General features: G+C 59.0%; 27 protein-coding genes, 1 tRNA gene and 1 pseudogene. 16 read left to right on the top strand and 13 right to left on the bottom strand.

What is annotated here, in order from left to right:
- The first annotated feature begins 23 nt into the window (after nt 1–23).
- The 3 genes from BT204_RS11150 (at nt 24) to BT204_RS11140 (ending at nt 3,258) form a co-directional block, all read left to right on the top strand.
- On the top strand, nt 24–611 hold the full coding sequence (locus tag BT204_RS11150) for a sigma-E factor negative regulatory protein (RefSeq protein WP_072446825.1): 588 nt from the start codon (nt 24–26) through the stop codon (nt 609–611).
- Nucleotides 612–627: 16 nt separating this feature from the next.
- Nucleotides 628–1,587, top strand: coding sequence for a MucB/RseB C-terminal domain-containing protein (locus BT204_RS11145; protein ID WP_072446823.1), 960 nt, complete (start codon nt 628–630; stop codon nt 1,585–1,587).
- A 234-nt stretch (nt 1,588–1,821) separates the two neighbouring features.
- Entirely contained in the window at nt 1,822–3,258 is a 1,437-nt protein-coding gene (locus BT204_RS11140) for a DegQ family serine endoprotease (RefSeq protein ID WP_014717365.1), read from the top strand.
- Nucleotides 3,259–3,326: 68 nt separating this feature from the next.
- Here the strand turns inward: BT204_RS11140 and BT204_RS11135 are convergent, their stop codons facing one another.
- Nucleotides 3,327–4,760 carry a M48 family metalloprotease gene (locus tag BT204_RS11135; RefSeq protein WP_072446821.1) on the bottom strand — a complete coding sequence of 478 codons (1,434 nt, stop codon included), beginning with the start codon at nt 4,758–4,760 and terminating at the stop codon, nt 3,327–3,329.
- 95 nt (nt 4,761–4,855) lie between these two features.
- Here BT204_RS11135 and BT204_RS11130 point away from each other — a divergent pair, with 95 nt between their 5' ends.
- A complete protein-coding gene (locus tag BT204_RS11130; protein WP_014717366.1) occupies nt 4,856–5,095 on the top strand; it encodes a sulfurtransferase TusA family protein in 240 nt (79 codons plus the stop codon).
- Nucleotides 5,096–5,114: 19 nt separating this feature from the next.
- Here BT204_RS11130 and BT204_RS11125 read toward each other — a convergent pair whose 3' ends face one another.
- Both BT204_RS11125 and BT204_RS11120 read right to left on the bottom strand, forming a co-directional pair.
- A complete protein-coding gene (locus BT204_RS11125; protein WP_003189461.1) occupies nt 5,115–5,588 on the bottom strand; it encodes a peroxiredoxin in 474 nt (157 codons plus the stop codon).
- Nucleotides 5,589–5,602: 14 nt separating this feature from the next.
- Nucleotides 5,603–6,163, bottom strand: coding sequence for a glycine cleavage system transcriptional repressor (locus BT204_RS11120; protein ID WP_003189463.1), 561 nt, complete (start codon nt 6,161–6,163; stop codon nt 5,603–5,605).
- A 262-nt stretch (nt 6,164–6,425) separates the two neighbouring features.
- On the opposite strand from BT204_RS11120, the gene dapA reads away from it, so the two are divergent.
- The 5 genes from dapA (at nt 6,426) to BT204_RS11095 (ending at nt 10,114) form a co-directional block, all read left to right on the top strand.
- Entirely contained in the window at nt 6,426–7,304 is an 879-nt protein-coding gene (gene dapA / locus BT204_RS11115; protein WP_054897607.1) for a 4-hydroxy-tetrahydrodipicolinate synthase, read from the top strand.
- Between the two features lie 17 nt (nt 7,305–7,321).
- A complete protein-coding gene (gene bamC / locus BT204_RS11110; RefSeq protein WP_032892980.1) occupies nt 7,322–8,437 on the top strand; it encodes an outer membrane protein assembly factor BamC in 1,116 nt (371 codons plus the stop codon).
- Nucleotides 8,438–8,441: 4 nt separating this feature from the next.
- Nucleotides 8,442–9,200, top strand: coding sequence for an MBL fold metallo-hydrolase (locus BT204_RS11105; protein ID WP_054897606.1), 759 nt, complete (start codon nt 8,442–8,444; stop codon nt 9,198–9,200).
- Nucleotides 9,201–9,227: 27 nt separating this feature from the next.
- The gene (gene purC / locus BT204_RS11100; RefSeq protein WP_027604309.1) at nt 9,228–9,941 is read left to right on the top strand and encodes a phosphoribosylaminoimidazolesuccinocarboxamide synthase; all 714 of its coding nucleotides are present in this window, start codon (nt 9,228–9,230) and stop codon (nt 9,939–9,941) included.
- Between the two features lie 83 nt (nt 9,942–10,024).
- Nucleotides 10,025–10,114: transfer RNA gene (locus BT204_RS11095), tRNA-Ser, on the top strand.
- Between the two features lie 95 nt (nt 10,115–10,209).
- Here the strand turns inward: BT204_RS11095 and BT204_RS11090 are convergent.
- The gene (locus BT204_RS11090) at nt 10,210–10,503 is read right to left on the bottom strand and encodes a type II toxin-antitoxin system RelE family toxin (protein WP_034126587.1); all 294 of its coding nucleotides are present in this window, start codon (nt 10,501–10,503) and stop codon (nt 10,210–10,212) included.
- Entirely contained in the window at nt 10,493–10,732 is a 240-nt protein-coding gene (locus BT204_RS11085; protein ID WP_014717442.1) for a type II toxin-antitoxin system RelB/DinJ family antitoxin, read from the bottom strand. The genes BT204_RS11090 and BT204_RS11085 overlap by 11 nt, the downstream gene beginning before the upstream one ends.
- A 405-nt stretch (nt 10,733–11,137) precedes the next feature.
- Between BT204_RS11085 and BT204_RS11075 the strand changes: the two genes are divergently transcribed.
- The gene (locus tag BT204_RS11075) at nt 11,138–11,392 is read left to right on the top strand and encodes a DUF6124 family protein (RefSeq protein WP_019818461.1); all 255 of its coding nucleotides are present in this window, start codon (nt 11,138–11,140) and stop codon (nt 11,390–11,392) included.
- Between the two features lie 72 nt (nt 11,393–11,464).
- On the opposite strand, the gene BT204_RS11070 is transcribed toward BT204_RS11075, so the two are convergent.
- Entirely contained in the window at nt 11,465–12,691 is a 1,227-nt protein-coding gene (locus BT204_RS11070) for an MFS transporter (protein ID WP_057975665.1), read from the bottom strand.
- Between the two features lie 133 nt (nt 12,692–12,824).
- Entirely contained in the window at nt 12,825–13,766 is a 942-nt protein-coding gene (locus tag BT204_RS11065) for a LysR family transcriptional regulator (RefSeq protein WP_034126590.1), read from the bottom strand.
- Nucleotides 13,767–13,923: 157 nt separating this feature from the next.
- Here BT204_RS11065 and BT204_RS11060 point away from each other — a divergent pair.
- The 3 genes and pseudogenes from BT204_RS11060 (at nt 13,924) to BT204_RS11050 (ending at nt 17,570) form a co-directional block, all read left to right on the top strand.
- A pseudogene (locus BT204_RS11060) lies at nt 13,924–15,139 on the top strand (MFS transporter).
- 11 nt (nt 15,140–15,150) lie between these two features.
- Nucleotides 15,151–16,383, top strand: coding sequence for a Zn-dependent hydrolase (locus tag BT204_RS11055; RefSeq protein WP_072446818.1), 1,233 nt, complete (start codon nt 15,151–15,153; stop codon nt 16,381–16,383).
- Nucleotides 16,384–16,517: 134 nt separating this feature from the next.
- The gene (locus BT204_RS11050; protein ID WP_072446816.1) at nt 16,518–17,570 is read left to right on the top strand and encodes a histone deacetylase family protein; all 1,053 of its coding nucleotides are present in this window, start codon (nt 16,518–16,520) and stop codon (nt 17,568–17,570) included.
- Nucleotides 17,571–17,588: 18 nt separating this feature from the next.
- Here BT204_RS11050 and BT204_RS11045 read toward each other — a convergent pair whose 3' ends face one another.
- Together BT204_RS11045 and BT204_RS11040 are read right to left on the bottom strand one after the other, a co-directional pair.
- Entirely contained in the window at nt 17,589–17,942 is a 354-nt protein-coding gene (locus tag BT204_RS11045) for a type II toxin-antitoxin system RelE/ParE family toxin (RefSeq protein ID WP_034126594.1), read from the bottom strand.
- Nucleotides 17,939–18,220, bottom strand: a complete 282-nt coding sequence (locus BT204_RS11040) for a ribbon-helix-helix domain-containing protein (RefSeq protein WP_034127030.1) — start codon at nt 18,218–18,220, stop codon at nt 17,939–17,941. The genes BT204_RS11045 and BT204_RS11040 overlap by 4 nt, the downstream gene beginning before the upstream one ends.
- 333 nt (nt 18,221–18,553) lie before the next feature.
- Here BT204_RS11040 and BT204_RS11035 point away from each other — a divergent pair, with 333 nt between their 5' ends.
- Complete coding sequence (locus BT204_RS11035; protein ID WP_034127031.1) at nt 18,554–19,456, top strand: LysR family transcriptional regulator; 903 nt, start codon at nt 18,554–18,556, stop codon at nt 19,454–19,456.
- Here the strand turns inward: BT204_RS11035 and BT204_RS11030 are convergent.
- Together BT204_RS11030 and BT204_RS11025 are read right to left on the bottom strand one after the other, a co-directional pair.
- Nucleotides 19,448–20,206, bottom strand: coding sequence for a substrate-binding domain-containing protein (locus BT204_RS11030; RefSeq protein ID WP_070415480.1), 759 nt, complete (start codon nt 20,204–20,206; stop codon nt 19,448–19,450). The genes BT204_RS11035 and BT204_RS11030 overlap by 9 nt on opposite strands.
- On the bottom strand, nt 20,203–21,510 hold the full coding sequence (locus BT204_RS11025) for an MFS transporter (RefSeq protein ID WP_003189550.1): 1,308 nt from the start codon (nt 21,508–21,510) through the stop codon (nt 20,203–20,205). Before BT204_RS11025 ends, BT204_RS11030 begins: the two co-directional genes overlap by 4 nt.
- A 197-nt stretch (nt 21,511–21,707) precedes the next feature.
- Between BT204_RS11025 and BT204_RS27870 the strand changes: the two genes are divergently transcribed.
- Both BT204_RS27870 and BT204_RS11020 read left to right on the top strand, forming a co-directional pair.
- Complete coding sequence (locus tag BT204_RS27870) at nt 21,708–21,854, top strand: hypothetical protein (RefSeq protein WP_164919346.1); 147 nt, start codon at nt 21,708–21,710, stop codon at nt 21,852–21,854.
- 243 nt (nt 21,855–22,097) lie between these two features.
- Entirely contained in the window at nt 22,098–23,024 is a 927-nt protein-coding gene (locus BT204_RS11020) for a LysR substrate-binding domain-containing protein (RefSeq protein WP_003189553.1), read from the top strand.
- Nucleotides 23,025–23,070: 46 nt separating this feature from the next.
- On the opposite strand, the gene BT204_RS11015 is transcribed toward BT204_RS11020, so the two are convergent.
- Both BT204_RS11015 and BT204_RS11010 read right to left on the bottom strand, forming a co-directional pair.
- Nucleotides 23,071–23,475 (bottom strand): hypothetical protein, encoded by a 405-nt coding sequence (locus BT204_RS11015; RefSeq protein ID WP_054920030.1) that lies wholly within the window; start codon nt 23,473–23,475, stop codon nt 23,071–23,073.
- Nucleotides 23,476–23,502: 27 nt separating this feature from the next.
- On the bottom strand, nt 23,503–24,390 hold the full coding sequence (locus BT204_RS11010) for a hypothetical protein (RefSeq protein WP_233098214.1): 888 nt from the start codon (nt 24,388–24,390) through the stop codon (nt 23,503–23,505).
- Between the last annotated feature and the right edge of the window lie 44 nt (nt 24,391–24,434).

Here is a 24,434-nt window from a genome sequence, read left to right as displayed (position 1 = left end):
CGACAGCCAAGAGAGGAACCGCCATGAGTCGTGATGCCCTGCAGGAATCGCTGTCCGCAGTGATGGATAACGAAGCGGATGAACTGGAACTTCGTCGAGTGCTTAACGCATTTGATGACGCCCAAACCCGTGATACCTGGTCTCGTTACCAAGTCGCTCGGGCGGTGATGCACAAGGATCTCCTAATCCCTCGTCTGGATATTGCTGCGGCCGTTTCTGCTGCACTGGCTGATGAAGCCGTTCCGGCAAAAGCCTCGCGTGGTCCGTGGCGTAGCCTGGGTCGTCTGGCAGTGGCCGCTTCGGTGACCGTTGCTGTATTGGCAGGCGTTCGCCTGTACAACCAGGACGAGATCGCAGGCAACGAGCTGGCCCAACAGACTCAGCAACCGGTCATGGCCGGTCCGCAAGTCAAAGGCCCGGCCGTGCTGGCTGGCTACAAGGAAAGCACTGATACCACCGGCCCTATGGCTAATGGTGTACTTCAGGGGCAATCCGGCTGGCAGGATCAGCGCCTTCCAGGCTACCTGCGTCAACATGCGCAGGAATCGGCTGCCAAAGGCACTGACAGCGCTCTGCCATACGCTCGTGCAGCAAGCCAGGAAAACCGCTGATTCGCTAAGGAGCCCTATGCGCGCCATACCGCTCCTTACGCTTTTGCTCAGTAGTTGGTTTGCACTATCCGCCCATGCCGATGAAGCCCAAGACTGGCTGACTCGACTTGGGCGTGCAGAGCAGCAGCAAAGCTTTGAAGGTACGTTTGTCTACGAACGTAACGGCAGTTTTTCTACCCATGACATCTGGCACCGTGTCCAGAATGGTCATGTTCGTGAACGCTTGTTGCAACTTGACGGCTCCGCCCGGGAAGCGGTCAGGGTTGATGGTCGGGCACAATGTGTCAGTGGCACGTTGGCTGCCGGTCTCGGTCAATCAGCTGAGGCACCCTCGCGTATTCTTGATCCAAAAAAACTCACTTCATTCTATGATCTGGCCGTCATTGGCAAATCGCGCGTGGCCGGTCGTCATGCGATGATTGTGTCGATCAGCCCCCGTGATCCCTATCGTTATGGGTTTGAATTACACCTGGACCGTGAAACTGCGCTGCCGCTTAAATCCTTGCTGCTAAATGACCAAGGGCAGTTGTTGGAGCGTTTTCAGTTCACCCGCCTGGATGCTTCGGCCACTCCTTCTGACCAGGACTTGCAGCCCAGCAGCGACTGTTCGCCAGTAACGATGTCCGCCGCTAAAGCACCTGAGTTGTCTGCCACGCAAAAGTGGCATCTGGACTGGCTACCGCCTGGTTTCCAACAGATCAGCAGCGCTACGCGTAAAGATGCCCAAACGAAATCTACCGTCGACAGCCTGATGTATGACGATGGGCTTGCGCGTTTTTCGGTGTTTCTTGAGTTAGCCGATGGCGCCGATGTGAATGAAACCCGCGCTCAGCTTGGGCCGACCGTGGCAGTCTCGCGGCGCTTGAATACAGTAGATGGCGAAATAATGGTCACGGTAGTGGGCGAAATTCCCATTGGTACTGCTGAGCGCATCGCGTTGTCGGTACGTGGTGAGAAGGCCGCCGCCACGCCCTGAGATTGTTAATCTTATGTTCATCCTGTTCTTTCAATCTGAGCCCGAATTTCGTTGGGTGCGGGGCGTATGAAATCTCTGGATCAGCATTTTCACTTGCAAAAACTTCCCATGTTTTTTATAGGTCAGGGTTTGATGGCTCTGGCCTTGTTTGTTCGCGGAACAAAAATGCCGCTCGCAGTATCCGGCGTTTATTGAACCCTGTCGCTTAACCCTGCTCGTCGTAACGGGAGCTGTATGTCGATACCACGTTTGAAGTCTTACTTATCCATAGTCGCCACAGTGCTGGTGCTGGGCCAGGCCTTACCTGCGCAAGCGGTCGAGCTGCCTGACTTCACCCAACTGGTGGAGCAGGCCTCGCCTGCCGTGGTGAACATCAGTACCACGCAGAAGCTGCCGGATCGCAAAGTCTCGAACCAGCAGATGCCCGACCTGGAAGGCTTGCCGCCCATGTTGCGCGAGTTCTTCGAACGCGGGATGCCCCAACCTCGCTCTCCCCGTGGTGGCGGTGGTCAGCGCGAAGCCCAGTCCCTGGGCTCCGGCTTCATCATTTCGCCTGACGGATACATCCTCACCAACAACCACGTGATTGCCGATGCCGACGAGATTCTCGTGCGCCTGGCCGACCGCAGTGAACTCAAGGCCAAGCTGATTGGCACCGATCCACGTTCCGACGTGGCTTTGCTCAAAATCGATGGCAAGGACTTGCCGGTGCTTAAGCTGGGTAAGTCCCAGGACCTGAAGGCCGGTCAGTGGGTGGTCGCGATCGGTTCACCGTTCGGCTTTGACCACACCGTTACCCAAGGCATCGTCAGCGCCATCGGTCGCAGCCTGCCAAACGAAAACTACGTACCGTTCATCCAGACCGATGTGCCGATCAACCCGGGTAACTCCGGTGGCCCGCTGTTCAACCTGGCCGGCGAAGTGGTGGGGATCAACTCTCAGATCTACACCCGCTCCGGTGGCTTCATGGGCGTGTCCTTCGCGATCCCGATCGATGTGGCCATGGACGTCTCCAATCAACTCAAAAGCGGCGGCAAGGTCAGCCGCGGCTGGTTGGGCGTGGTAATCCAGGAAGTGAACAAGGACCTGGCTGAGTCCTTCGGTCTCGACAAGCCGGCCGGTGCCCTGGTTGCGCAGATTCAGGACAATGGCCCTGCGGCCAAGGGCGGCCTGAAAGTCGGTGACGTAATTCTGAGCATGAACGGCCAGCCGATCATCATGTCGGCGGACTTGCCTCACTTGGTCGGCGCGCTCAAGGCCGGCGGCAAAGCCAAGCTGGAAGTGATTCGTGATGGCAAGCGCCAGAACGTCGAACTGACCGTTGGGGCAATTCCGGAAGAAGGCGCGACCCTGGACGCCCTGGGCAACGCCAAGCCAGGCGCCGAGCGCAGCAGTAACCGCCTGGGTATCGCCGTCGTTGAACTGACCGCCGAGCAGAAGAAAACCTTCGACCTGCAAAGCGGTGTCGTGATCAAGGAAGTGCAGGACGGCCCAGCCGCCTTGATCGGCCTGCAACCGGGTGACGTGATCACCCACTTGAACAACCAGGCAATCGATACCACCAAGGAATTCGCCGACATCGCCAAGGCGTTGCCGAAGAATCGCTCGGTGTCGATGCGCGTCCTGCGTCAAGGCCGTGCCAGCTTCATCACCTTCAAACTGGCCGAGTAATCCGCTAGACCTATAAAAAAGCCCCGCTGCCAGTTAACGGCAGCGGGGCTTTTTTGTGGGCGCCGGGTTTAGCTCATCATGCCTTTCACCAAGCGCTCCTGTTCGATCAGCTCACGCTGACGGGCGTCGATGCGTGAGGACAACGGGAAGTTATTGCCGGCGCGCCGCTTGGCAAAGTCCAACTGCTGGATGGCTTGCTGGAAATCCCCCACCAATGCGAAATATTCGGCGCGAGCCTGATGCAGGCCAATGATGTTGCCGGACAAGCCGCGAGTCTCGGCGACCTGATACCACACGTCCGGATCGTCCGGTCGCGACTTGAGCAGCCCATCCAGTGCCTTTTCTGCATCGGCGGTACGGTTCTGTTTAAGCAGCAGGTCTACCCGCACCTGGTTCAGCGGGTAGTTGCTGGGGTACTGGGTGAGCATGCGGTCGGTACGTTGCTGCGCATCCGGCATGCGGTTGCTGGTGATGTCCAGTTCGATTTGGGCCAGGTTGTAGGTAATGTCGTTGGGCGCCTTGGCCAGCAGCGGCGCCAGGCTTTCCCGCGCTTCCTTGAGTTGAGTACCCTTGATCTGAGCGATGGCCAGGCCATAACGCGCAACGTCATTTTTAGGGTTCTCATCCAGCTGCGCCTGGAAGCGCTTGGCGGCCAGACCTGGTGTGTCTTCGTACTTGAGCTGCACCCGTGCGCGAATCAGTTGATAGCGCAGGCTGTCTTCCTTGCCGCCAGGTTTGGCTTGTTCGGCGCGGTTGCGGGTGTCGGCGATACGCGATTCGGTTACCGGGTGAGTCAGCAGGAACTCCGGTGGCTTGGCGTCGAAGCGGTATTGGCGCATCAGCCGTTCGAACATCGTGGGCATGGAGCGCGGGTTGTAGCCGGCTTTCTCCAGGTTGAGGATGCCGATGCGGTCGGCCTCTTGCTCGTTCTGGCGAGAGAAGCGGCGCTGTTCCTGGATCGCGGCGGCTTGTGAGCCGGCAATCGCGGCGATACCGGCATCGCCGGCACCCGCAGCGGCGGCGATAATGCCGCCAAGCAGGGCGGCCATCATCGGCAGTTGCATGCGTGATTGCGCTTCCACGCCTCGGGCGAAGTGACGCTGGGACAAGTGCGCCAGTTCGTGGGCCAGTACCGACGCGTATTCACCTTCGGTCTGTGCATTGAGAAACAGGCCGCCGTTGACCCCGACGATCCCACCGGGAGCCGCAAAGGCGTTGAGCTGTGGGCTGTTGATCAGGATGAATTCCAGGCGCCGGTCATTGACCTGGCTGGTCTCCACCAACTTGTACACGCTGGTTTCAACGTAATCCTTGAGTTGCGGATCATTGAGTTGCGAAACCTGGCCGCGCAGGTAGGCCAGCCAGGCGCGGCCCAATTGGTATTCCTGTTGCGGCGAGACTATGGCAGAGCTGGCGTCACCAAGTGACGGCAGGTCGTCAGCAAAGGCCGGGGAGGCCAGCAGGCAGGCCAGCGTCAGCAGGGTAGGGCGCAAAAAAGTCATGCACAAAGCCTTTCGACAAAGAGCTTACTGTAGCCGGACACTGAGCTTGGGACCAGATATTCTAAGCGGCCCGAATGTTTGCCTGGAGTAGCACCATGACCGACGCTGTAGCCTGTGACGCCGAACTCGACGCCAGCGGTCTTAACTGCCCTTTGCCGTTGCTCAAGGCCAAGCTGGAGCTCAATAAAATGGCCAGCGGTGCCGTGCTCAAGGTGACTGCCACCGACGCCGGCTCCCAGCGTGATTTTCGCACCTTTGCCAAGCTGGCCGGCCACACCCTGGAGCATGAAGACGCCGCCGAGGGTGTGTACCGTTATTGGTTGCGCAAGGCCTGACGGCCTTGTCGACGCAGAATCAGGCCTTATTCAGCGCCTGCGCTGCCGCCAACACGGCATCAACATGCCCCGGCACTTTCACTCCGCGCCATTCCTGACGCAGCACGCCTTGGCTGTCGATCAGGAATGTGCTGCGATCCACACCCAGGTATTCCTTGCCATACAGCTTCTTCAACTTGATCACATCAAACAGCTGGCAGACCGCTTCGTCCTTATCGCTGATCAGCTCGAAAGGAAATTCCTGTTTGCCCTTGAAGTTCTCGTGGGACTTCACGCTGTCACGCGACACGCCGAACACTTCGGTATTGGCGGCCTTGAATGCGGCGTACTGGTCACGAAAGCCTTGGCCTTCGGTAGTGCAGCCTGGGGTGCTGTCCTTCGGGTAAAAGTAGATCACCACTTGCTTGCCCTTGAGGGCCGCGAGGCTGAAGGTCTGGCCGCTGGTGGCCTGGGCCTCGAAATCGGCCACGGGTGTGTCGATGGCTACCGGCATAGAGAGGTACTTCCTTACATGGGGTTCTGTGGGCGCCATGGTTCGATCAAGGCGTCGAGGTTCAGGGCATCGGCGAAATCGAGGAACTGGTCGCGCAGCCAACTGATCTGTACGCCGGCCGGCAAGGTCACGGTAAAGGTGGCATTGAGCATGGTGCCGCCGGTTTGTGGCGCCTGGTAGGTGTCACAGGTCAGGTTTTCCAGCTCGACGTTATGGTCGATAAAGAACTGGCACAACTCGTTGACGATGTCCGAACGGTAGGCCGAGCTGACATAGGCCACGTAAGGCAAAGCCTGTGGGCGATTTTCCAGGGCGGCGCTGCGTACCACGTTGACGGTAAAGTCGTGCTTTTTGGCCAGGCCCGGCAGGCCGGTTTCAAGGCGTGCCAAGGCATCCCAGGAGCCAGAAATCTGCAGGACCAGCGCACTGCACTCGCCGTGGCGGGTCAGGCGGGAGGTCACGACGGCGCAGCGGTTCTCATGGCTGGCGCGGCACAGGACGTTGGTCAGCTCCATGGGGTTGGCGCCGAGGGCACTGATAACAAGGAATTGTTCGCGAACTGTGGGGGTGGACATGCAGCCTTCCTAAAGCGATGAGCGGTCGATACCGTGTGGGCTGTATCGATCAAAGGATCAAGGGTAGCGAAAAGCGTCGCCAAGGGCTAGGAGGTGGCGTTTTCATTGCGTGATCAGCCGGCTTCGGGTGGTGCTTTGGCCCGATGATGTCATTGCCCGACGTTTAGTTGCGCCAGAACGCATCCTCACGCGGTACTTCGCTTGTACAAGCATCTTGGCGCCAGTACCATTACGGCTCTCTTTTTCCGGCAGGAGCGGTTGCATGATTGCGGGCAGTATGGTGGCACTGGTCACACCCATGGATGCACAAGGTCGTCTCGACTGGGACAGCCTGGGCAAACTGGTGGACTTCCACCTGCAAGAGGGCACCAACGCCATTGTGGCGGTCGGCACCACAGGTGAATCGGCCACCCTCGATGTGGAAGAGCACATCCAGGTGATCGAGTTCGTGGTCAAGCGCGTTGCGGGCCGCATTGCCGTGATCGCCGGTACGGGCGCCAACTCGACGCGTGAAGCGATCGAGCTGACCAGGAACGCCAAGAAGGCTGGCGCCGACGCTTGCCTGCTGGTAACCCCGTACTACAACAAGCCGACCCAGGAAGGCTTGTACCAGCACTTCAAAGCCATCGCCGAAGCCGTGCAGATCCCGCAGATCCTCTACAACGTACCGGGTCGCACCGCGTGCGACATGAAGGCCGAGACCGTGATCCGCCTGTCCACCGTGCCGAACATCATCGGCATCAAGGAAGCCACTGGCGACCTGCAACGCGCCAAGGACATCCTGGCCGGCGTGAGCAGCGACTTCCTGGTGTATTCCGGTGACGACGCCACCGCTGTCGAGCTGATCCTGCTGGGTGGCAAGGGCAATATCTCCGTGACCGCCAACGTGGCCCCGCGCGCCATGAGCGATATGTGTGCCGCCGCCATCGCGGGCGATGCAGCCACCGCTCGCGCCATCCACGAAAAGCTGATGCCGCTCAACAAGACACTGTTTATCGAATCCAATCCTATTCCCGTGAAGTGGGCGCTGTTTGAGATGGGCCTGATGCCGGACGGTATCCGTCTGCCGCTCACCCCCCTCAGCGAAGCCTGTCACGAACCGCTGCGACAGGCCCTGCGCCAGTCCGGCGTCCTGGTTTAATTGAGGAAGCACTACGCATGAAGCGATTGGCCGGACTTTCCGCACTTGCCTTGATTATCTCCAGCACCAGTGGCTGCGGTTGGGTATGGGGCCCGGAAGGCTACTTCCGTGACCGCGGCAGCGATTACCTGGAAGCGCAAGCAACCAAACCGATGCAACTGCCGCCTGATGTCAATGTCGCCAAGCGCCTTGACCCATTGTTGCCGATTCCACGCAACGTCGCCGACGACACGGTCAAGGGTGAGTACGTAGTGCCACGCCCACAGCCGATTATGGCCGTGGCCGATGCCAGCGACTACAGCCTGCAGAAAAGCGGCGACAACCGCTGGATCGTGGCTCAGCGTCCGCCTGCCGAAGTCTGGCCGGTGGCGGTGCAGTTCTTCCAGGACAACGGTTTCCGCCTCGACCAGCAACGCCCGCAGACCGGTGAGTTCACCACCGCATGGCAGCAAGGTCGCGAGCTGTCCGCCAACATGGCCCAGCGCCTGCTGGCGGGCGGTGTAGCCGCCGACAGCGAAGCCCGTGTGCGTGTGCGCATCGAGCCCGGCGTGCAGCGCAATACCAGCGAAGTCTATGTCGTCAGCGCCGAGCGGCCTGCCGGCAGCACGGCTGACGTCGACTTCACGCCGCGCTCGGTTAACACCGGCGTCGACGCCGCGCTGGTCGACGAGATGCTGGCCAGCATGAGCCGTATCTCCGAGAAGGGCGGTTCCGTTTCCCTGCTCGCCGCCCGTGATTACGACACCCCTAGCCGCGTCAGCCTCACCGAAGACGGCAGCGGTAACGTCGTGCTGAACCTGGGTGAAGACCTCGACCGTGCCTGGGCCAGTGTTGGCCGTGCGTTGGAGCAGGGCCCTTGGCGCGTTGAAGACATCAACCGCAGCCTGGGCCTGTACTACATCAACGTGGCTGAAAAGGCCGAGAAGAAAGACGATGAGCCAGGTTTCTTCGGCAAATTGTTCGGCAGCGCGCCGACCAAGGAAGAGATCGAAACCCGTGCCGAGCGTTATCAGGTTCGTTTGAGCAAGGTGGGCGAAAGCGTGCAAGTCACCGTCGAGAAGAACATCAACACCGTCGCGCCAGCTGAAACAGCGCGCAAAGTGTTGGGCGTGATTCAAGACAACCTGGGCTGATCCGATGCGTTTTGCCGTTCTCGGCAGCGGTAGCCAAGGGAACGGTACGCTGGTCGCCCATGATGACACGTACGTGCTGGTCGATTGTGGTTTCTCCCTGCGGGAAACCGAGCGGCGCCTGTTGCGCCTGGGGGTTCACCCCACGCAACTGAGCGCGATTCTGGTAACCCACGAACATGCCGACCATGTGCATGGCGTGGGTTTGCTGTCTCGGCGCTACAATCTGCCGGTGTACTTGAGTCGCGGCACGTTGCGCGGGATGCGCAAACCCATTGAGCCGGCAGGTTTTCTGGCCGGTGGCGAGCAACTGCAAATCGGTGCCCTGAGCATCAATGTCGTCGCGGTTGCCCACGATGCCCAGGAGCCCACGCAATACGTATTCAGTGACGGCCAGCGGCGTTTCGGCGTGCTGACCGACCTGGGTTCCTATTGCGCCAGGGTGCTGGACGGATACCGGGACCTCGATGCCTTGATGATCGAGTCCAACCACTGCAGGGATCTACTGGCACGCGGTCACTACCCTTACTTTCTCAAGCAACGGGTGGGCGGCGAGCTGGGACATTTGAACAACCACCAGGCCGCATACCTGGTGTATGAGTTGGGCTGGCAAGACCTGCAACACCTGGTCCTGGCTCACCTCAGCAGCAAGAACAACCTGCCGACGCTTGCCCGGCAATGTTTTGTCGACACCCTCGGGTGCGACCCGGACTGGCTGCAACTGGCCGATCAAGATTCAGGGCTCGACTGGCGACACATCGCCTAGCCCACCTTACTCAAAGCGGAGCCCATCATGGAAAAACGTGAAGAACTCTACCGCGGCAAAGCCAAGTCGGTATACAAGACCGACGACGCCAACCGCCTGATCCTGCTGTTTCGCAACGACACCTCGGCGTTCGACGGCAAGCGCATCGAACAGCTGGATCGCAAAGGCATGGTGAACAACAAGTTCAACGCCTTCATCATGCAGAAACTCGAAGCGGCCGGTATCCCGACCCAATTCGACAAACTGCTGGGCGACAACGAGTGCCTGGTCAAGAAGCTCGACATGATCCCGGTGGAATGCGTCGTGCGTAACTACGCCGCCGGCAGCCTGGTCAAGCGTTTGGGCGTGGAAGAGGGCCTCAAGCTCAACCCTTACACCTTCGAACTGTTCCTGAAGGACGACGCCAAGGGCGACCCGTTCATCAACGAATCCCACGTCGTGGCGTTCGGCTGGGGCACCGCTGAGCAACTGGCGCGCATGAAGGAGTTGTCCCTCAAGGTCAACGACGTGCTGAGCAAGCTGTTCGACGACGCCGGCCTGTTGCTGGTGGACTTCAAGCTCGAATTCGGCGTGTTCCACGACGGCTCCATCGTCCTGGGCGACGAGTTCAGCCCGGATGGTTGCCGCCTGTGGGACAAGGACACCAAGAAGAAGATGGACAAAGACCGCTTCCGCCAAGGCCTCGGTGACGTGATCGAAGCCTACGAAGAAGTCGCCAAGCGCCTCGGCGTACCGCTGTAATCGACGCAAGCATCTGATAGCACGGAAAAAAATCGCTTCGGCGCTTTGCATCCATCAATCATGCTGTTATGATGCGCGCCGTTGGAGAGATGCCAGAGTGGCCGAATGGGACGGATTCGAAATCCGTTGTACCTTCACCGGTACCTAGGGTTCGAATCCCTATCTCTCCGCCATTACATAGAAAAAGCCCCGTAGCTGAATAAACTGCGGGGCTTTTTCGTTTTCAGCCTTTATTAACGGCTGCTTCAGGGAATTGTTGTAGTCCTGCCTAACGCTGAACAAGGCGCTCAGACGCTTTGCGATAAGCCTGATCTCGTTCACGTTTATCGACGGCGACCACGAACACCGTAACTTCCTGATCTATCACTTGATACACCAGCCTGTATCCGCTGCTATGCAGTTTGATCTTGTAGCAGTCAGGCAGCCCATGTAGGCGGTTAGCCTCAATACGTGGGTTGTTCAGGACTTCGACCAGCTTCTTCTTGAGTTGCTGACGGAGGGTGTCGCCGAGTTTCTGCCATTCCTTCAATGCACGCGCATCAAAATCAAGGCTATAGGTCATCCAAAGAAACCCTTACGCGTTGAGGCGATGCAAGACGCTCACGTACGGTCGCCATCAAGGCTTCATCCTCTTCAGTCATCAGCACAGGCTTAAATGGCAACTGGCCGCGTTCGGCAACATATTGCAACGCCTGACGTATCAGTTCAGAAGGTGTGACACCGAGTTTCTCCAGCTCTAGGTAGGCACGAGCTTTCAGGTCGTCATCGATACGGATGTTGATAGATGCCAAGAGATAGCTCCTTGTGTAATGACGTTGGTCATTACATTGGAGCAGTCGGGTTTCATTGGCAAGTCTGTCTGGACATACGGCAGTCGCTCTCATCTGTTAATCCTACTTCTTGGCCGTCGGCTTTGCCGGGCGCTTTTTATCGGTTTCCTTCACCGTTTCCCTTGGTCTTCTCTTCGCCTCTTGCTCTGTTACGTATTCACCAGTGACCGCATCGCGATATCTCGTTGGCATATCAGCACCCTTGACAGTATGTCGCCACCGCGGCGACCTTTTGAGGCTAGCTTGCAGGCTTATGCACACAAGGTTCCTGGTGGGGTTCTGGTTACCAAGCTTTTCCGAAACAGGTACTTACGTTGTGCAGGTTCGGCAGTTTTCGTGCAGGGTTGCGTTGGCTGGGGTTACATCATGAATAAGATCACCGCTGATTCTACCGAAGGGCATGCACGCAAAATCTTTTGCGTAGCCGATGATGTCGGCACCGAAGAAACCCTTATAAACGCCACCGAAACCCTCTCATCCGCCCTTCAATCCGCCTACCAATGCGCCGAAGATCCAGTCAGCACGCAGTCGCCCGTGATCATGGCCCTGGCTCAATTGATTGAGAACGCGCAAGCCTTGGTGGACGCTGTCTTGGAGCGTGATTTCCCCACGGCCAAATAAATACCTGCTCCCGAAACGAAAAAAGCCTGCTGAACTCAACGCTCAGCAGGCTTTTTTGCGCCTACAACCCGGTCAGGCAGGCTGCGCCACCAGGCTATTACTCACCTTGCGCCCCAACACCAGCACGGTCGCAAACCCGAACCCCACCAACACCGTAGCCAGGCTCAACAACACCGAACTGCCCATTTGGTCGACGATCCGCCCGCCAAAGAATGAACCCAGGGCGATGATCACCTGAAACAGCGCCACGAACAGCGGCATGCCTCGTTCCACATCCTTGGGCGCCACCACGAACATCCAGATGCTGGCGCAGGCCGGGAAAGCCCCAAAGGCAAAGCCCCAGAGCGCGATCAGCACCACGGCGCCTGTCATACCGGTGGCGAAGTAGGGGAACAGTGCAGTGCTGGTACCGATCATCAGCGCGACCAGCAGCAGGGTGTTGCGTACGCTGCGGTTGGCGGCGAAGCCGGCGAACACATTGCCCAGCACGCCCGCCACGCCATACAGCAGCAACAATGAGCCAATCGTTGGCCCGTCGAAGCCGGAGCTGTGTTTAAAGAACGGCGCGACATAGGTATACGCAGCAAAGTGCGCCAGGCCGATCAGCAGTACGGCGATCAACCCGACCCGTGCTTGTGGGTTGATAAACAAAGCTGGCAGGTCACGGATCTGAATGGCTTTCTCAGGAGTGAGTCGCGGCAGCAGGAAGATTTGCGCCAACAGCACCGGAATGCCCACCAACGCCGTGACCAGGAAGGTCATCCGCCAGCCCATCAGGCCGCTGAGCCAGGTACCCACAGGCACGCCCAGAACGGTGGCCAGGGTCACGCCCATCATGATGATCGAGGTGGCCTTTGCTACGCCCACGCCCTTGGGCGCCAGCCGCCCGCTGAGGGCAATGGCCGTGGCCCAGAAGCCGCCGATGCTGATGCCGAGCAATACGCGGCCGAACAGCAGCAGGCTGAAATCATTAGCGAAGGCCACCACCAAGTTGGCGATGATCATCACCAATGTCAGGCCGATCAGCAAGTAACGACGGTCCATGGCGCCAATGCTGACCGACAGAAACGGCGCGGCGAGGGCAGCCATGATGCCGGGCAATGTCACCATCAATCCGGCGTGACCGGCACTGATGCCCAGATCGCTGGCGACGTCGTTGAGTACGCCCACCGGTAGGAACTCACTGGTCACCAGGGCAAAGGCACCCACGGCGACCGAAAGAATCGCCAACCACTGCTGTTTGACGCTTTGTTGATTATGTTCAGGATGCCCGCTAGGGGCCTGGCTCGCGCTTGGCATGGGATTGGGTTCCGGGAGGAATGTCGCCTGAAGCCAGGCGAGGAGGGAATGTGGGGCGATTATAGGAATCAGTGTCGGCAATCGTTCAGGCGCTCGTTTCGATAGTAATCATCAGTGCTATCGATGTGAGCAATCATTTTTCGGCCAACCGTTCCAGAAGGCACTCAATAAACACCCCCTCCGCCCGACTCAACTTCTGCTCCCGGTTCCACAACAGATGAATATCCACATCCGCAATCCCCTCATCCGGCGGCAACCGCCACAGCAGCCCGCGCTCCACATCGTCCGCCACCACATGAGTGGGTAAGCAGCCCAAGCCAAACCCGGCAATGACCAATCGCCGCACTTCTTCCAGGCTGGAGGATGACGCCACGATCCGCCCGCCAAACCCTTGCTGATCACGGAAAATAGTCAGCGGCGACAACATGCCGCCAATCTGGTCGCTGGTAAAACTCACGAAATTCTCCGATTGCAGATCCCCTTCGACTAACCCTGTGCGTCCGAACAATGGGTGGTGTTTTCCACAAAAGAACGCATAACGCTGACGCAGAAACAGATGCTGTTCCAGGCGCGGTTGTGGCCGGCGATTGAGGCTGAGCCCCAGGGTCGCGGTTTTTTCCAGCAGCGCGGCGACAATGTCGGAGCTGCGCATCACTTCGACTTCCAGATCGACCCGTGGATGTTCGCGATGAAAACCCGCGAGAAAGTCATCGAAAGTGTCGGAATTAATCCGGCTGATCATCAGCAAGCGCACTTTGCCGATCACTTCATCACCCGGCTTTTGCAGGGCGTTGCTCATCTGCGAGACCTGGCCGTACATCTCTCCGGCAATGGCGAAGATCTGCTCACCGGCTTCGGTGAGCACGAAGCGCGGGCCTCGGCGCAGGATGAGCTGGCAATCCAGCTGTTCTTCCAGGCGCTTGAGCGCCTGGCTGATGGCCGGTTGCGTCAGATGCAGGCGGGCGGCGGCGCGGCTGATGCTCAGTTCCTGGCCGATCACGCGGAAGGTGCGCAGCAGGTTCCAGTCCAGGCGGTCATTGAGCAGAGGGTGAATATCGCGGCGGAATTCGGGCATGGCGGCGCTCGATAATAAGCAGTTCTTATAATCAAGATAATAAATAGAAAATTGACTAATCATAGCCCCTGGCCGAAAAATCGGGTTTAACGAGCGCCACCAGAGCGCACCGGTTTGACTTTCTCCTGCCAAAAAAATAAACAAAGGAGCCAGCCCCATGAAGCCTTCCGCTTCGCCGCAGCCTCGCCGTGCTGCGGCCGCCGCCTTTATCGGCACCATGATCGAGTGGTACGACTTTTACATCTATGCCACCGCTGCAGCGCTGGTGTTCGGTCAACTGTTCTTCCCCTCCGACGATAAATTGTTCAGCACCATGGCCGCGTTCGGCACCTTCGCCGTCGGCTTTTTTGCGCGGCCGTTGGGCGGCATCGTGTTCGGTCATATCGGCGACCGCATCGGCCGCAAGAAATCCCTGGTGATTACCCTCGTGATGATGGGCGTGGTCACGGTGTGCATCGGCCTGTTACCGACCTATGCCCAGATCGGCGCTGCCGCACCGGTGCTGTTAATCCTGTTGCGGGTGGTGCAGGGTATTGCGGTTGGCGGCGAGTGGGGTGGGGCGGTGTTGATGGCTGGCGAGCACGCGCCGAAAGGGCGGCGTAATTTCTTTGCATCCTTCGCGCAGTTGGGCAGCCCGGCCGGTTTGATTCTTTCCTTGCTAGCGTTCAGTGCCGTCACTCGTTTACCTGAAGAGGACCTGCTCAGCTGGGGCTGGCGCCTGCCGTTCCTGGCCAGTGCCTTGCTGTTGATCGTCGGCCTCGCGATTCGCCTGGGTGTGAACGAGTCGCCGGAGTTCCTCGAAGACAAGGCCCTGGCGGAAAAAGCGCGTGTATTTCACCAACACCTTCATGATTGCCTACAGCACTCAGCAACTTAACCTGCCGCGCTCGTTGATTCTGGAGTGCCTGTTCTTCGTCGCCATTATTCAGTTCTGCGTCCAGCCGCTGGCCGCCTGGGTGGCGGAGAAGGTCGGCGCTACCCGGTTTCTGTGCGCCATGTGCGTGCTGGCAATGGCCTCGCCGTACCCGATGTTCGTCCTGGTCAGCAGCGCTCAGGCACCGTTGATCATCCTCGGCATTGCCCTGGCGGTGGTGTGCATGGCGTCGTTCTACGCCGTCATCGCAGGTTTTGTCAGCGGCCTGTTTGAAACCCGTGTGCGCTACACCGCGATCTCCCTGGCTTACCAGGTATGCGGCGCGCTGGCCGGCGGCCTGACACCGTTGATCGGCACCTGGCTGGCCCATCAATACCTGGGCCAATGGTGGCCGATGGCAGTGTTTTACAGCGTGATCGCGGCGGTTTCGTTGGTGTGCGTACTGGCCTTGTCCCGCCGCCATGCCACGGCCCACCGCCTGGAAATGGCACACAGTTGAGGGAGTCAGCAATGTTGAAGATTAATGGCGAGCGCCTGTGGCGTAGCCTGATGGACATGGCCGAGATCGGCGCGACCGCACGCGGTGGCAGCTGCCGCCTGGCGTTGAGCGCTGAAGACAAGGCCGGTCGTGAGCTGTTCAGCCACTGGTGTAAAGCAGCCGGCCTGACGTTGAGCGTGGATGCCATCGGCAACCTGTTCGCCCGCCGCGCGGGCACCGACAATGACGCCGCCCCGGTGATGATGGGCAGCCACCTGGATACCCAGCCCGAAGGCGGACGCTTCGATGGGGTGTACGGCGTGTTGGCTGGCCTGGAGGTCATCCGCAGCCTCGACGACCACGGCATCCAGACGCGCAAGCCGTTGGAAATTGCAGTGTGGACCAACGAGGAGGGCGCCCGTTTCACCCCGGCGATGCTGGGCTCGGCGGTATTCACCGGCACGCTCGCCCTGGACAAGGCACTGGCCACCGCCGATGTCGACGGTATCAGCGTGGCCGAGGCATTGCGCGCCACCGGCTACAACGGTGAGCGCCCGTTGGGTGGCGCGGTGGATGCGTATTTCGAAGCGCATATCGAGCAAGGCCCGATCCTGGAGGACAACGCCAACAGCATCGGCGTAGTCACCGGTGGTCAAGCGATTCGCTGGCTCGATGTACGGGTCGAAGGCATGGCCGCGCACGCTGGCACCACGCCGATGCCGTTGCGTAAAGATGCGCTGTACGGCGCGGCAAAAATGATCCAGGCCCTGGAAAACCTCGCTGCCGATTTTGCCCCGCAGGGCCTTACCACTGTGGGTGAACTGAGCATCGCCAAGTCGTCGCGCAACACCATCCCCGGCTTGCTCAACTTTACCGTCGACCTGCGCCATCACCGCGACGCCGACATCGACGCCATGGAGCAGCAAGTGCGTGCACGCCTGCAGGCTATCGCGGACAACCGTAGCCTGAGCGTCACCATCACGCCTCACTGGATCAGCCCGGCTACGCCGTTCGACGCTGAGTGCGTGGCTTGCGTGCAGGCTGCGGTGGACGGCTTGGGCTACAGCCAGCAGACCATCGTCAGCGGCGCCGGCCACGATGCGATTCACCTGGCGCGCTATTGCCCCACCGCGATGATCTTCATCCCCTGCGTCGGCGGCCTCAGCCACAACGAAGCCGAGGATGTCTTGCCCGACGATGTGCGCCAGGGTACCGATGTCTTGCTCAACGCCGTCTTGAAACGCGCCGGGCATGTTCATTTCTAAAGGCCGACGCCGCACCCCTGTGGGAGCTGGCTTGCCTGCGATAGCGGACTGTCAGAGAACAATGTACTGCCTGATTCACCGCTATCGCAGGCAAGCCAGCTCCCACAGGTTCTGTGTTTATCCAGGAGCAACTCATGAAGACGTTTTTTCACCCCGAACAACTCCTGCATCACCCGCGTAGCTACTACTCCCGCGGCCAGATGCGCACGCCCCAAGAGGTTCCCGAGCGAGCGCGCAACTTGCTGCTGGCTGCGCAAACCCTGGGCTTCGATATCCAGCAACCGACTGATTACGGTATGGATCCGTTGTTCGCCGTGCACGGCGGCGACTACCTGGCTTTTCTTCAAGAAGCTCACCAGCGCTGGAAAGAAATCCCCGAAGACTGGGGCGACGAAGTCATGTCCAACATCTTCGTGCGTGAACCCAATGCCTTGCGCGGCATCCTGGCCCAGGCGGCACGCTACCTGGCCGATGGCAGTTGCCCCATCGGTGAGTTGACCTGGCGCTCGGCTTATTGGTCAGCCCAAAGCGCCATCGCCGCAGCGGGAGAAATCCTCGATGGCGCCCCTGCCGCCTACGCCTTGTGCCGGCCGCCGGGCCATCACGCCCGCTTCGACGCGGCCGGTGGCTTCTGTTACATCAACAATGCGGCCGTGGCTGCGCAAGCGCTGCGCCAGGGTTTCCAGCGTGTCGCCGTGCTCGATACCGATATGCATCATGGCCAGGGCATCCAGGAAATTTTCTACGACCGCGACGACGTGCTGTATGTGTCGATCCACGGCGACCCGACCAACTTCTATCCTGGCGTCGCAGGCTTTGCCGAGGAAAAAGGCAACGGCGCCGGCGAGGGGTACAACCTCAACCTGCCGATGCCCCATGGTGCCAGCGAAGCGGTGTTCTTTGAAAAACTGGAGCAGGCCCTGGCAGCGGTGAAGGACTTCTCGGCGGATGTGCTGGTGTTGTCACTGGGCTTCGATATCTATGAGCTGGACCCACAAAGCAAAGTCGCGGTGACGCGGGAAGGCTTTGCGCGGTTGGGAGCCCGCATCCGTGCGCTGGGGTTGCCCTGCGTGATCGTGCAGGAAGGCGGGTATCACTTGGAAACGTTGGACAGTAATGCCCAGGCGTTTTTCGGTGCACCAGCGGCTTGGAACGCGCTATCAGACCCTTTATTAAAGGGTGTTTGAACGCTAAAAGCCTGCTGATCAGTTTTCAGCAGGCTTTTCAGCCCTTGTCGGGTGCTCGTTCTGATCTGCGTGCAACAACGCCGTGTAATCTTGCCCGCCGTAAAACACCCCCACTATTGATACCGTTTTGAAGTCAGGCTTCACCCTGAAAGCAATAATGGTGCTGCGACGATAGTGAGTGATGCGCAAGTCTTTCAGCAGGTCGTCACGGCGCATGCCACGCAAGGGAAACAGGGCAAGGCTTTCACAGTAGCTGACAAGATTGTCGATAAAACGCGCCGCTACAGGAGGGGAGCCGACATCGCTGATGTAGTCTTCAAGGGCATCGAGTTGCGCCAAGACTTCGGGCGAAAAAACTACCGAGTAGCTCACGCTTCCCCTGTGCCTTTGCGCTGACGTCTGGCGGCCATATGTTCGCGGACCTGTTCTGGCGATAACCCAAGCTCAGGCTTCGCCTCAAGGGCGGTCGCTGCGGGGATGACTTCGGCTCTGAGCCAATCCTCCATGGCACGATCACGCGCCAGCAACGCCCGCAGGCCGTCGCGAATCACTTCACTTTCGCTGGCATATTCGCCAGCAGCCACCTTGGCTTTGACCAGGGCCGCCATTTCTAGGGGCAAGGTGATGCTCATTTGCTGGGTTGAGCGCATGGGTGTATCCGCCTGGGGTGAGTGGGATTCAATCCTACTCGACCATTGGCGCGATGCAAGAAGCAACTGATCGATGCCGATGTCCGGCGCCTCGTCGTCTATCCAGAAGGGGTAGGTTTCCATGAGTTGCTACGTCTCCAGTTGTGTAGGTCAGGCCGAAAGTATTGACCCGTTTTGGCGATCGCGTTGCCGTAGGTGGCTGATAACCTGCTGATATGTATGACTTCATATGTGTAACAGGATGATCTCGGCAAACCATCTAGGCACACATGGCGTCCCACCGGCTCCCATACGATAATGCTCGCCACCTCGACCACCTTTGGCCTGCCTCCCGTGATCATCAACTTCGACCTCAACGACCTCCAAGCTTTCCGCGCCGTGGTGGACAAGGGCAGTTTTCGTGGCGCTGCCGAGGCCATCCGTATCTCGCAACCGGCCCTCAGTCGGCGTATCGAAAAGCTCGAATCCGCGCTGGATGTAAAGCTGTTCGAACGCACCACGCGACGGGTCAGCCTGACCATGGTCGGGCGTGCATTTTTGCCCCAGGTCGAGCGCATGCTCGACGATCTCGACATCGCGCTGATGGGTATCAGCAACGTCGCCTCGACGCGCATGGGTAATGTCACCATCGCCTGCGTGCCGTCTACCGCGTACTACTTCATGCCCCACGTAATCTCCGAGTTCCACAAGCTATATCCGAAGATTCGCCTGCGGGTGCTGGATGCCAGTGCCGGCGAGGTGTGCAATGCGGTAGCCAGCGGCGAGGCGGACTTTGGCGTGAGTTTCAGCGGTAGCCTGGCCGATGAGGTGGAATTCGAGTTGCTGCTGCAGGAGCGCTACGTGCTGGCCTGTCGACGTGATCACCCTCTGGCTGGGCGTGACAGCGTGAGCTGGACCGAGGCCTATGAGCATGACTACATCGAGGTGGACAAGACGTCGGGCAACCGCTTCCTGCTCGACCAGGCCTTGCGTGGGGTGCGGGTGAAAAAGCCGAGTATCTGCGAGACGCACCACGTGACCACCATGATCGGGCTGGTGGAGGCGGGGCTGGGCGTAGCGATGGTGCCGTCGATTGCGATGCCGGCGCACACTCACCCGATTCTGGTCAGTGTGCCGCTGGTGGAGCCCCAGGTACTGCGCAATGTGGGCTTGATCAAGCGCCGCGGGCGGACGTTGCCACCGGCGGCGCTGGAGTTGGAGCGACTGGTGCGGGAGATGCCGTTCCGGTCAGCGTGACACCGAGTCCAGGCCGGTGGATTGCACCTCCTGCTGGGCCTCGGGCGATGCCATGAACTGCAACAGTGCCTTGGCCTGCTCAGGGTGTTTGGCGTTCACTGGAATACCGGCGGCGAAACGGGTAACGGACTGCACGTCTTCCGGGATCTTGCCTACGAACGTCACGCCCTTGACTGGCAACAATTCCGCCACTTGTTGCAAGCCGACCTCGTAATCACCCTTGGCCACCTGTTCGCCCACCGGCACGCGTTGGATCATGGTGCCCTTGGCCGGCATGCCGAGCTTCTTGAACAATTCCTTCTCGACATAAACGCCGCTGGCGCTATCCGAATAGGCCACCGATTTGGCTTGGCTCAACACAGCCTTGAGCTCGGAATCGGTATTGATCGAAGGTTTGGCCGCACCTTCCTTCACCACCAGGCCGATCCGCGAGTCCGCCAGCTCCACGCGGGACGCGGGGTCGACTTTGCCTTGTTTGATCAACTCATCCAGGGCATAGCCGACCATGATCACCACATCGGCCTGTTCGCCACGGGCCAGGCGGTTGGGAATCGCTTCCGGCGCCTTGCCCATGGACGGGCCAAGGATGGTGTCGAGGGTGTCACCGCTTTGCTCGGCGTATTGCGGGCCGAGCAATTTGTACGCGGCGGTGAAGCCGCCCGAGGTCATGACCTTGAGTTGTTCAGCCTGGGCTGATAGCGCCAGGGTGCCGAGGACGACAGCAGCGAGGGTCTTGAACAGCGGCTTCATTGCGCAGCCTCCTGCATGACTTGGCCACGGGTATTGGCGCGGCGATACAACGCCAGGGTCGAACACAATGCACACAGCGCGGCGAATATCATCCAATACGCAGGTGAAGCCTTGTCTTCGGTGATGTGAATGAACCAGGTGGAGATCGCTGGCGTGAAGCCACCGAACACTGCTGTCGCCAGGCTGTAGGCCAGGGAGAAACCCGCCACACGCACTTCCACCGGCATGATTTCAGTCAACGCCGGGATCATCGCGCCGTTATACATGCCATACAGGAACGAGAACCACAGCAGGGTTTCCAGCATGTGCGCAAAGCTTGGTGCGTTGACCACGTAGGACAATGCCGGATAAGCCGTAAGGACAGTCAGCACCGTCATGGCAATCAGCACGGGTTTACGGCCGAAGCGGTCGCTTAACGTGCCGCCGATCGGCAGCCAGAAAAAGTTCGAGATCGCGACCAGCAAGGTCACCAGCAAGGCGTCCGAGGTGCTCAGGTGCAACACGGTTTTACCAAAAGTCGGCGCGTACACGGTGATCAGGTAGAACGCGGTAGTGGTCATGGCCACCATCAGCATGCCGCCGATGACCACGGTCCAGTTCTTCACCAGGGTTGCCATCACTTCACGCATGGTCGGGCGATGCTTGCGGTTGGCGAACTCTTCGGTTTCCTGCAGGTTGCGACGCAGCACGAAGATGAACGGAATGATCACGCAACCGACGGCAAACGGAATCCGCCAGCCCCAATCGGCCACCACCGCAGGTTCCATCCACACGTTCAGGCCATAACCCAGGGCTGCGGCGACGACGATGGAGATCTGTTGGCTGCCCGACTGCCAACTGGTGTAGAAGCCTTTACGGCCCGGCGTGGCCATTTCGGACAGGTACACCGACACGCCACCCAGCTCCGCACCTGCCGAGAAACCTTGCAGCAGGCGCCCCAGCAGCACCAGAAACGGCGCCCACAGGCCGATGGTCTGATAACTCGGCACCAGTACGATCAGTAGCGTACCGCTGGCCATGATCGACAAGGTCACGATCAAGCCTTTGCGACGGCCCACGTCATCGATGTAGGCACCCAGAATAATCGCGCCCAATGGACGCATCAGGAAGCCAGCGCCGAACACGGCGAAGGTCATCATTAATGACGCAAACTCATTAGCGGCCGGGAAGAACGCGGCAGCGATATAGGTGGCGTAGAAACCGAACAGAAAGAAGTCGAACTGTTCGAGAAAATTGCCCGAAGTAACGCGCAATACCGCGCCTACTTTCGAGGGGGCAGCCGCAGGCCGGGAAGGGGTCGTCATGGTTTTGTGTCTCCAGCGTTCTTTTTAAAGTGCTTGTTTCGCTTAAGACTTGGGATAGTGGCTGACACATTTAGAAATGATAAGTGACTAATTTGGATGAATTGATGCGTATTGGCTATCAATCTATCCCGGCTTCAAAACAACCCGCCGTGTCCTATGCTTGAAGCTGTTTCCAATTCTTATGGGCGGAGGCCGTTATGGGCAACGAACACAAGCAGCACAACGAGCCGGAGCGTGAAGAACCCCGGCGGCAGCGCGAAGACGAAAAGCCGCAAACCTGGAAGCATCCGGACGATGGCACCGAGCTTTCCGAGCGTGACCAGGAGTTTCCGCTCAAGCCTTGAGTCAGGTAACCGCGGTCTAATTGTGGGAGCGGGCTTGCTCGCGAAGGCGGTGTGTCAGTCAACGGAGTCGTCGGCTGATCCACCGCCTTCGCGAGCAAGCCCGCTCCCACATTTTTATGCGCAGCGGCAACCTTCAAACGCAGATTTACCGCCCCCAACCCGTTTATTGAGCAGTACGCACATAGACGCAGCCCCGCAGCCTTCCTAAACTGCCGCTTGTCTTGGGGAAAGGGGCAGGCGCCGATGAATCGCAATGAATTACGCAAGGCTGACATCAATCTGATGGTGGTCTTTGAAGCACTGATGCTCGAGCGCAATGTGACGCGGGTGGCGGAGAAGCTGTTTCTCGGCCAACCGACCATCAGTTCGGCCCTCAACCGCCTGCGTACCCTCTTCAACGACCCACTGTTTATTCGTGTCGGCCATCGCATGGAGCCTACGGCGCGCGCCGAGGAGATCATCCAGCACCTGTCGCCGGCCCTCGACTCGCTGTCTTCGGCCCTGAGCCTGACCCATGATTTCGACCCGTCCATCAGCACCATGACTTTCCGCATCGGCCTGTCCGATGACGTTGAGTTCGGCCTGCTGCCACCCTTGCTACGGGCCTTGCGTCAGGAAGCGCCGCAGGTGGTGTTCGTGGTGCAGCATGTGGATTATTGGCGCATTCCCGACCTGCTGGCTTCTGGCGATATTACCGTCGGCATCACCCAGACCCGCGGGTTGCCGGCCAATGCCAAGCGCAAGCTATTGCGGCACATCCGCCCGTGCCTGCTGCGCGCCGATGCCTCGGACACCCCGCTGACCCTTGACGAATATTGCGCACGGCCCCACGTGCTGGTGTCCCACACCGCCAATGTGGCCGGGTTTGCCGATGAGTGGCTGGCAGAGGTGGGCCGCAAACGCCATGTAGTGCTCTCGGTGCCGCAATACAGTTCGTTGCCGGCCTTGCTTGCCGGCACCGACATGATCGCCAGCCTGCCGGATTACACCGCCCAGGCTATGGCCGCCAGCGGGAATCTGTTCTGCGAGCCGTTCCCGTTCGAAACCCCGACCCTGGATTTGTCCATGGTGTGGCTCAGCCACGTTGACACAGACCCGGCGGAACGCTGGATGCGCTCGCGGCTGGAGGCATTCATGAGTGATCGCGGGTTGGTAGCGAATAAAGCCTGAGGTTTATACCCGTGCTAGGGGAAGGAGGGGGACGCCTCAAGAACGGCTAATCCTGAACGTGCTCTTCTTGAACGGGGTTGCCAATCAGCGACGCACGCAAAATACGGATGCGTTGTTCGGAGTGATAGGCGCCTGCTTCCGTAAACCTGAGGAATGCTCGCGCGCAACACTTACAGCCCCAGACGCTTGAAATATTATAAGGAAAGAAATCAAAGCAGATAGGCGCGTCTTCAGACCAGAAATGGGTACCGTTCGGGTGGTATTCCTCAAGGCTGAGTTCTTGTGCCCTATCGGTCGGGATTTCGCCTATGAAGCGCAACAGGCTGCTCGCCTCGAGTGTTTTGGGTAAGGTTTCCCACCCCTGCGACAAGCCCCGAATACAAGAGCAGGCAGTAGTCTCCAGCGAAGAGCGTTCGGCAATCTGCCTGATATTTTCTGGCGTGAGTATCATTTTTATGCAGTTCCAGGCAGTAATAGCTCAGATTCGATTCTTGCTTAAAACCAGTTTGTTCAAATAGCTTTCAACTCTGGGTAAAACAAACTGCAGTATCTTCGGCATGGTGTGAATAGGCAGTTGGCAGCATGCAAAATACAACGCCATTGTGGGCGATAAGCTGACACCAAGAGCAGACCATAATAGCCCAACATTTCTATTGCCACCGTTGAGTGCCATGGTGAACTTGGCGATCAATGACCCGGGATATAAGCAGCCCATGAGGAGCTGCAGGCAGACGTTGATGCAATAGGCAATGGCGATCATTGATATGGCCAACGAAGGGGTCTCCAGAATTACCTGCTGCATGCCCGCCATCGTGCCTACTGCAAAGAGGAAAAGCGCGATGACGACAATACCGTCAATAGCCAGGCCGTGCGTGGCGACGAAGGTGTGCGAAAAACGACGTATCAAAATAGCAGCGCCTTCGGCGCCTCCTATCAACACGGCCAGTCGGATCGCCAGATCAACGGGGTTCAAGGAGAGTGAAAGGCCATCAGCGAATAGGTGGAGTATCAGCGGAGCGGTGACAGGGATAATTGCCATTGAGCAGAGCGCAGTCACCAGGGACATGGAAGGGTCAAGCCCGAGCATTCTCGCGACGGCTGCATTTCCGCTGGCGGGCGGGGCGGCAACAGCGATGGCTATCGCAAGGGAAAGTTCTTGATTGCCGGTGAGGTAAAGCGAAAGCATTCCAAAAATATAAGGGCAAGCCACCACCATCAGGGCTGGAAATATCAGGGATATTTTCAAGTTTCTGGCTGCAGTGATGACTTCAGCGTTGTTAATACGCAGGAGAGTGCCCAGAACAAATATGAAAACCATGACGGGGAGCAATGGCCTCGCCAAGTCTGCAAGATAGGGAATAGCCAATCCAATTGCGCAACCGCATGCGAGTACGGTAGGCCCTCTGCGCG

Origin of the sequence: Pseudomonas sp. NFPP02 (genome assembly GCF_900119355.1) — a bacterium.
Classification (GTDB): Bacteria; Pseudomonadota; Gammaproteobacteria; order Pseudomonadales; family Pseudomonadaceae; genus Aquipseudomonas; species Aquipseudomonas paracarnis.
This window is presented reverse-complemented; position numbering and strand designations above follow the sequence as displayed.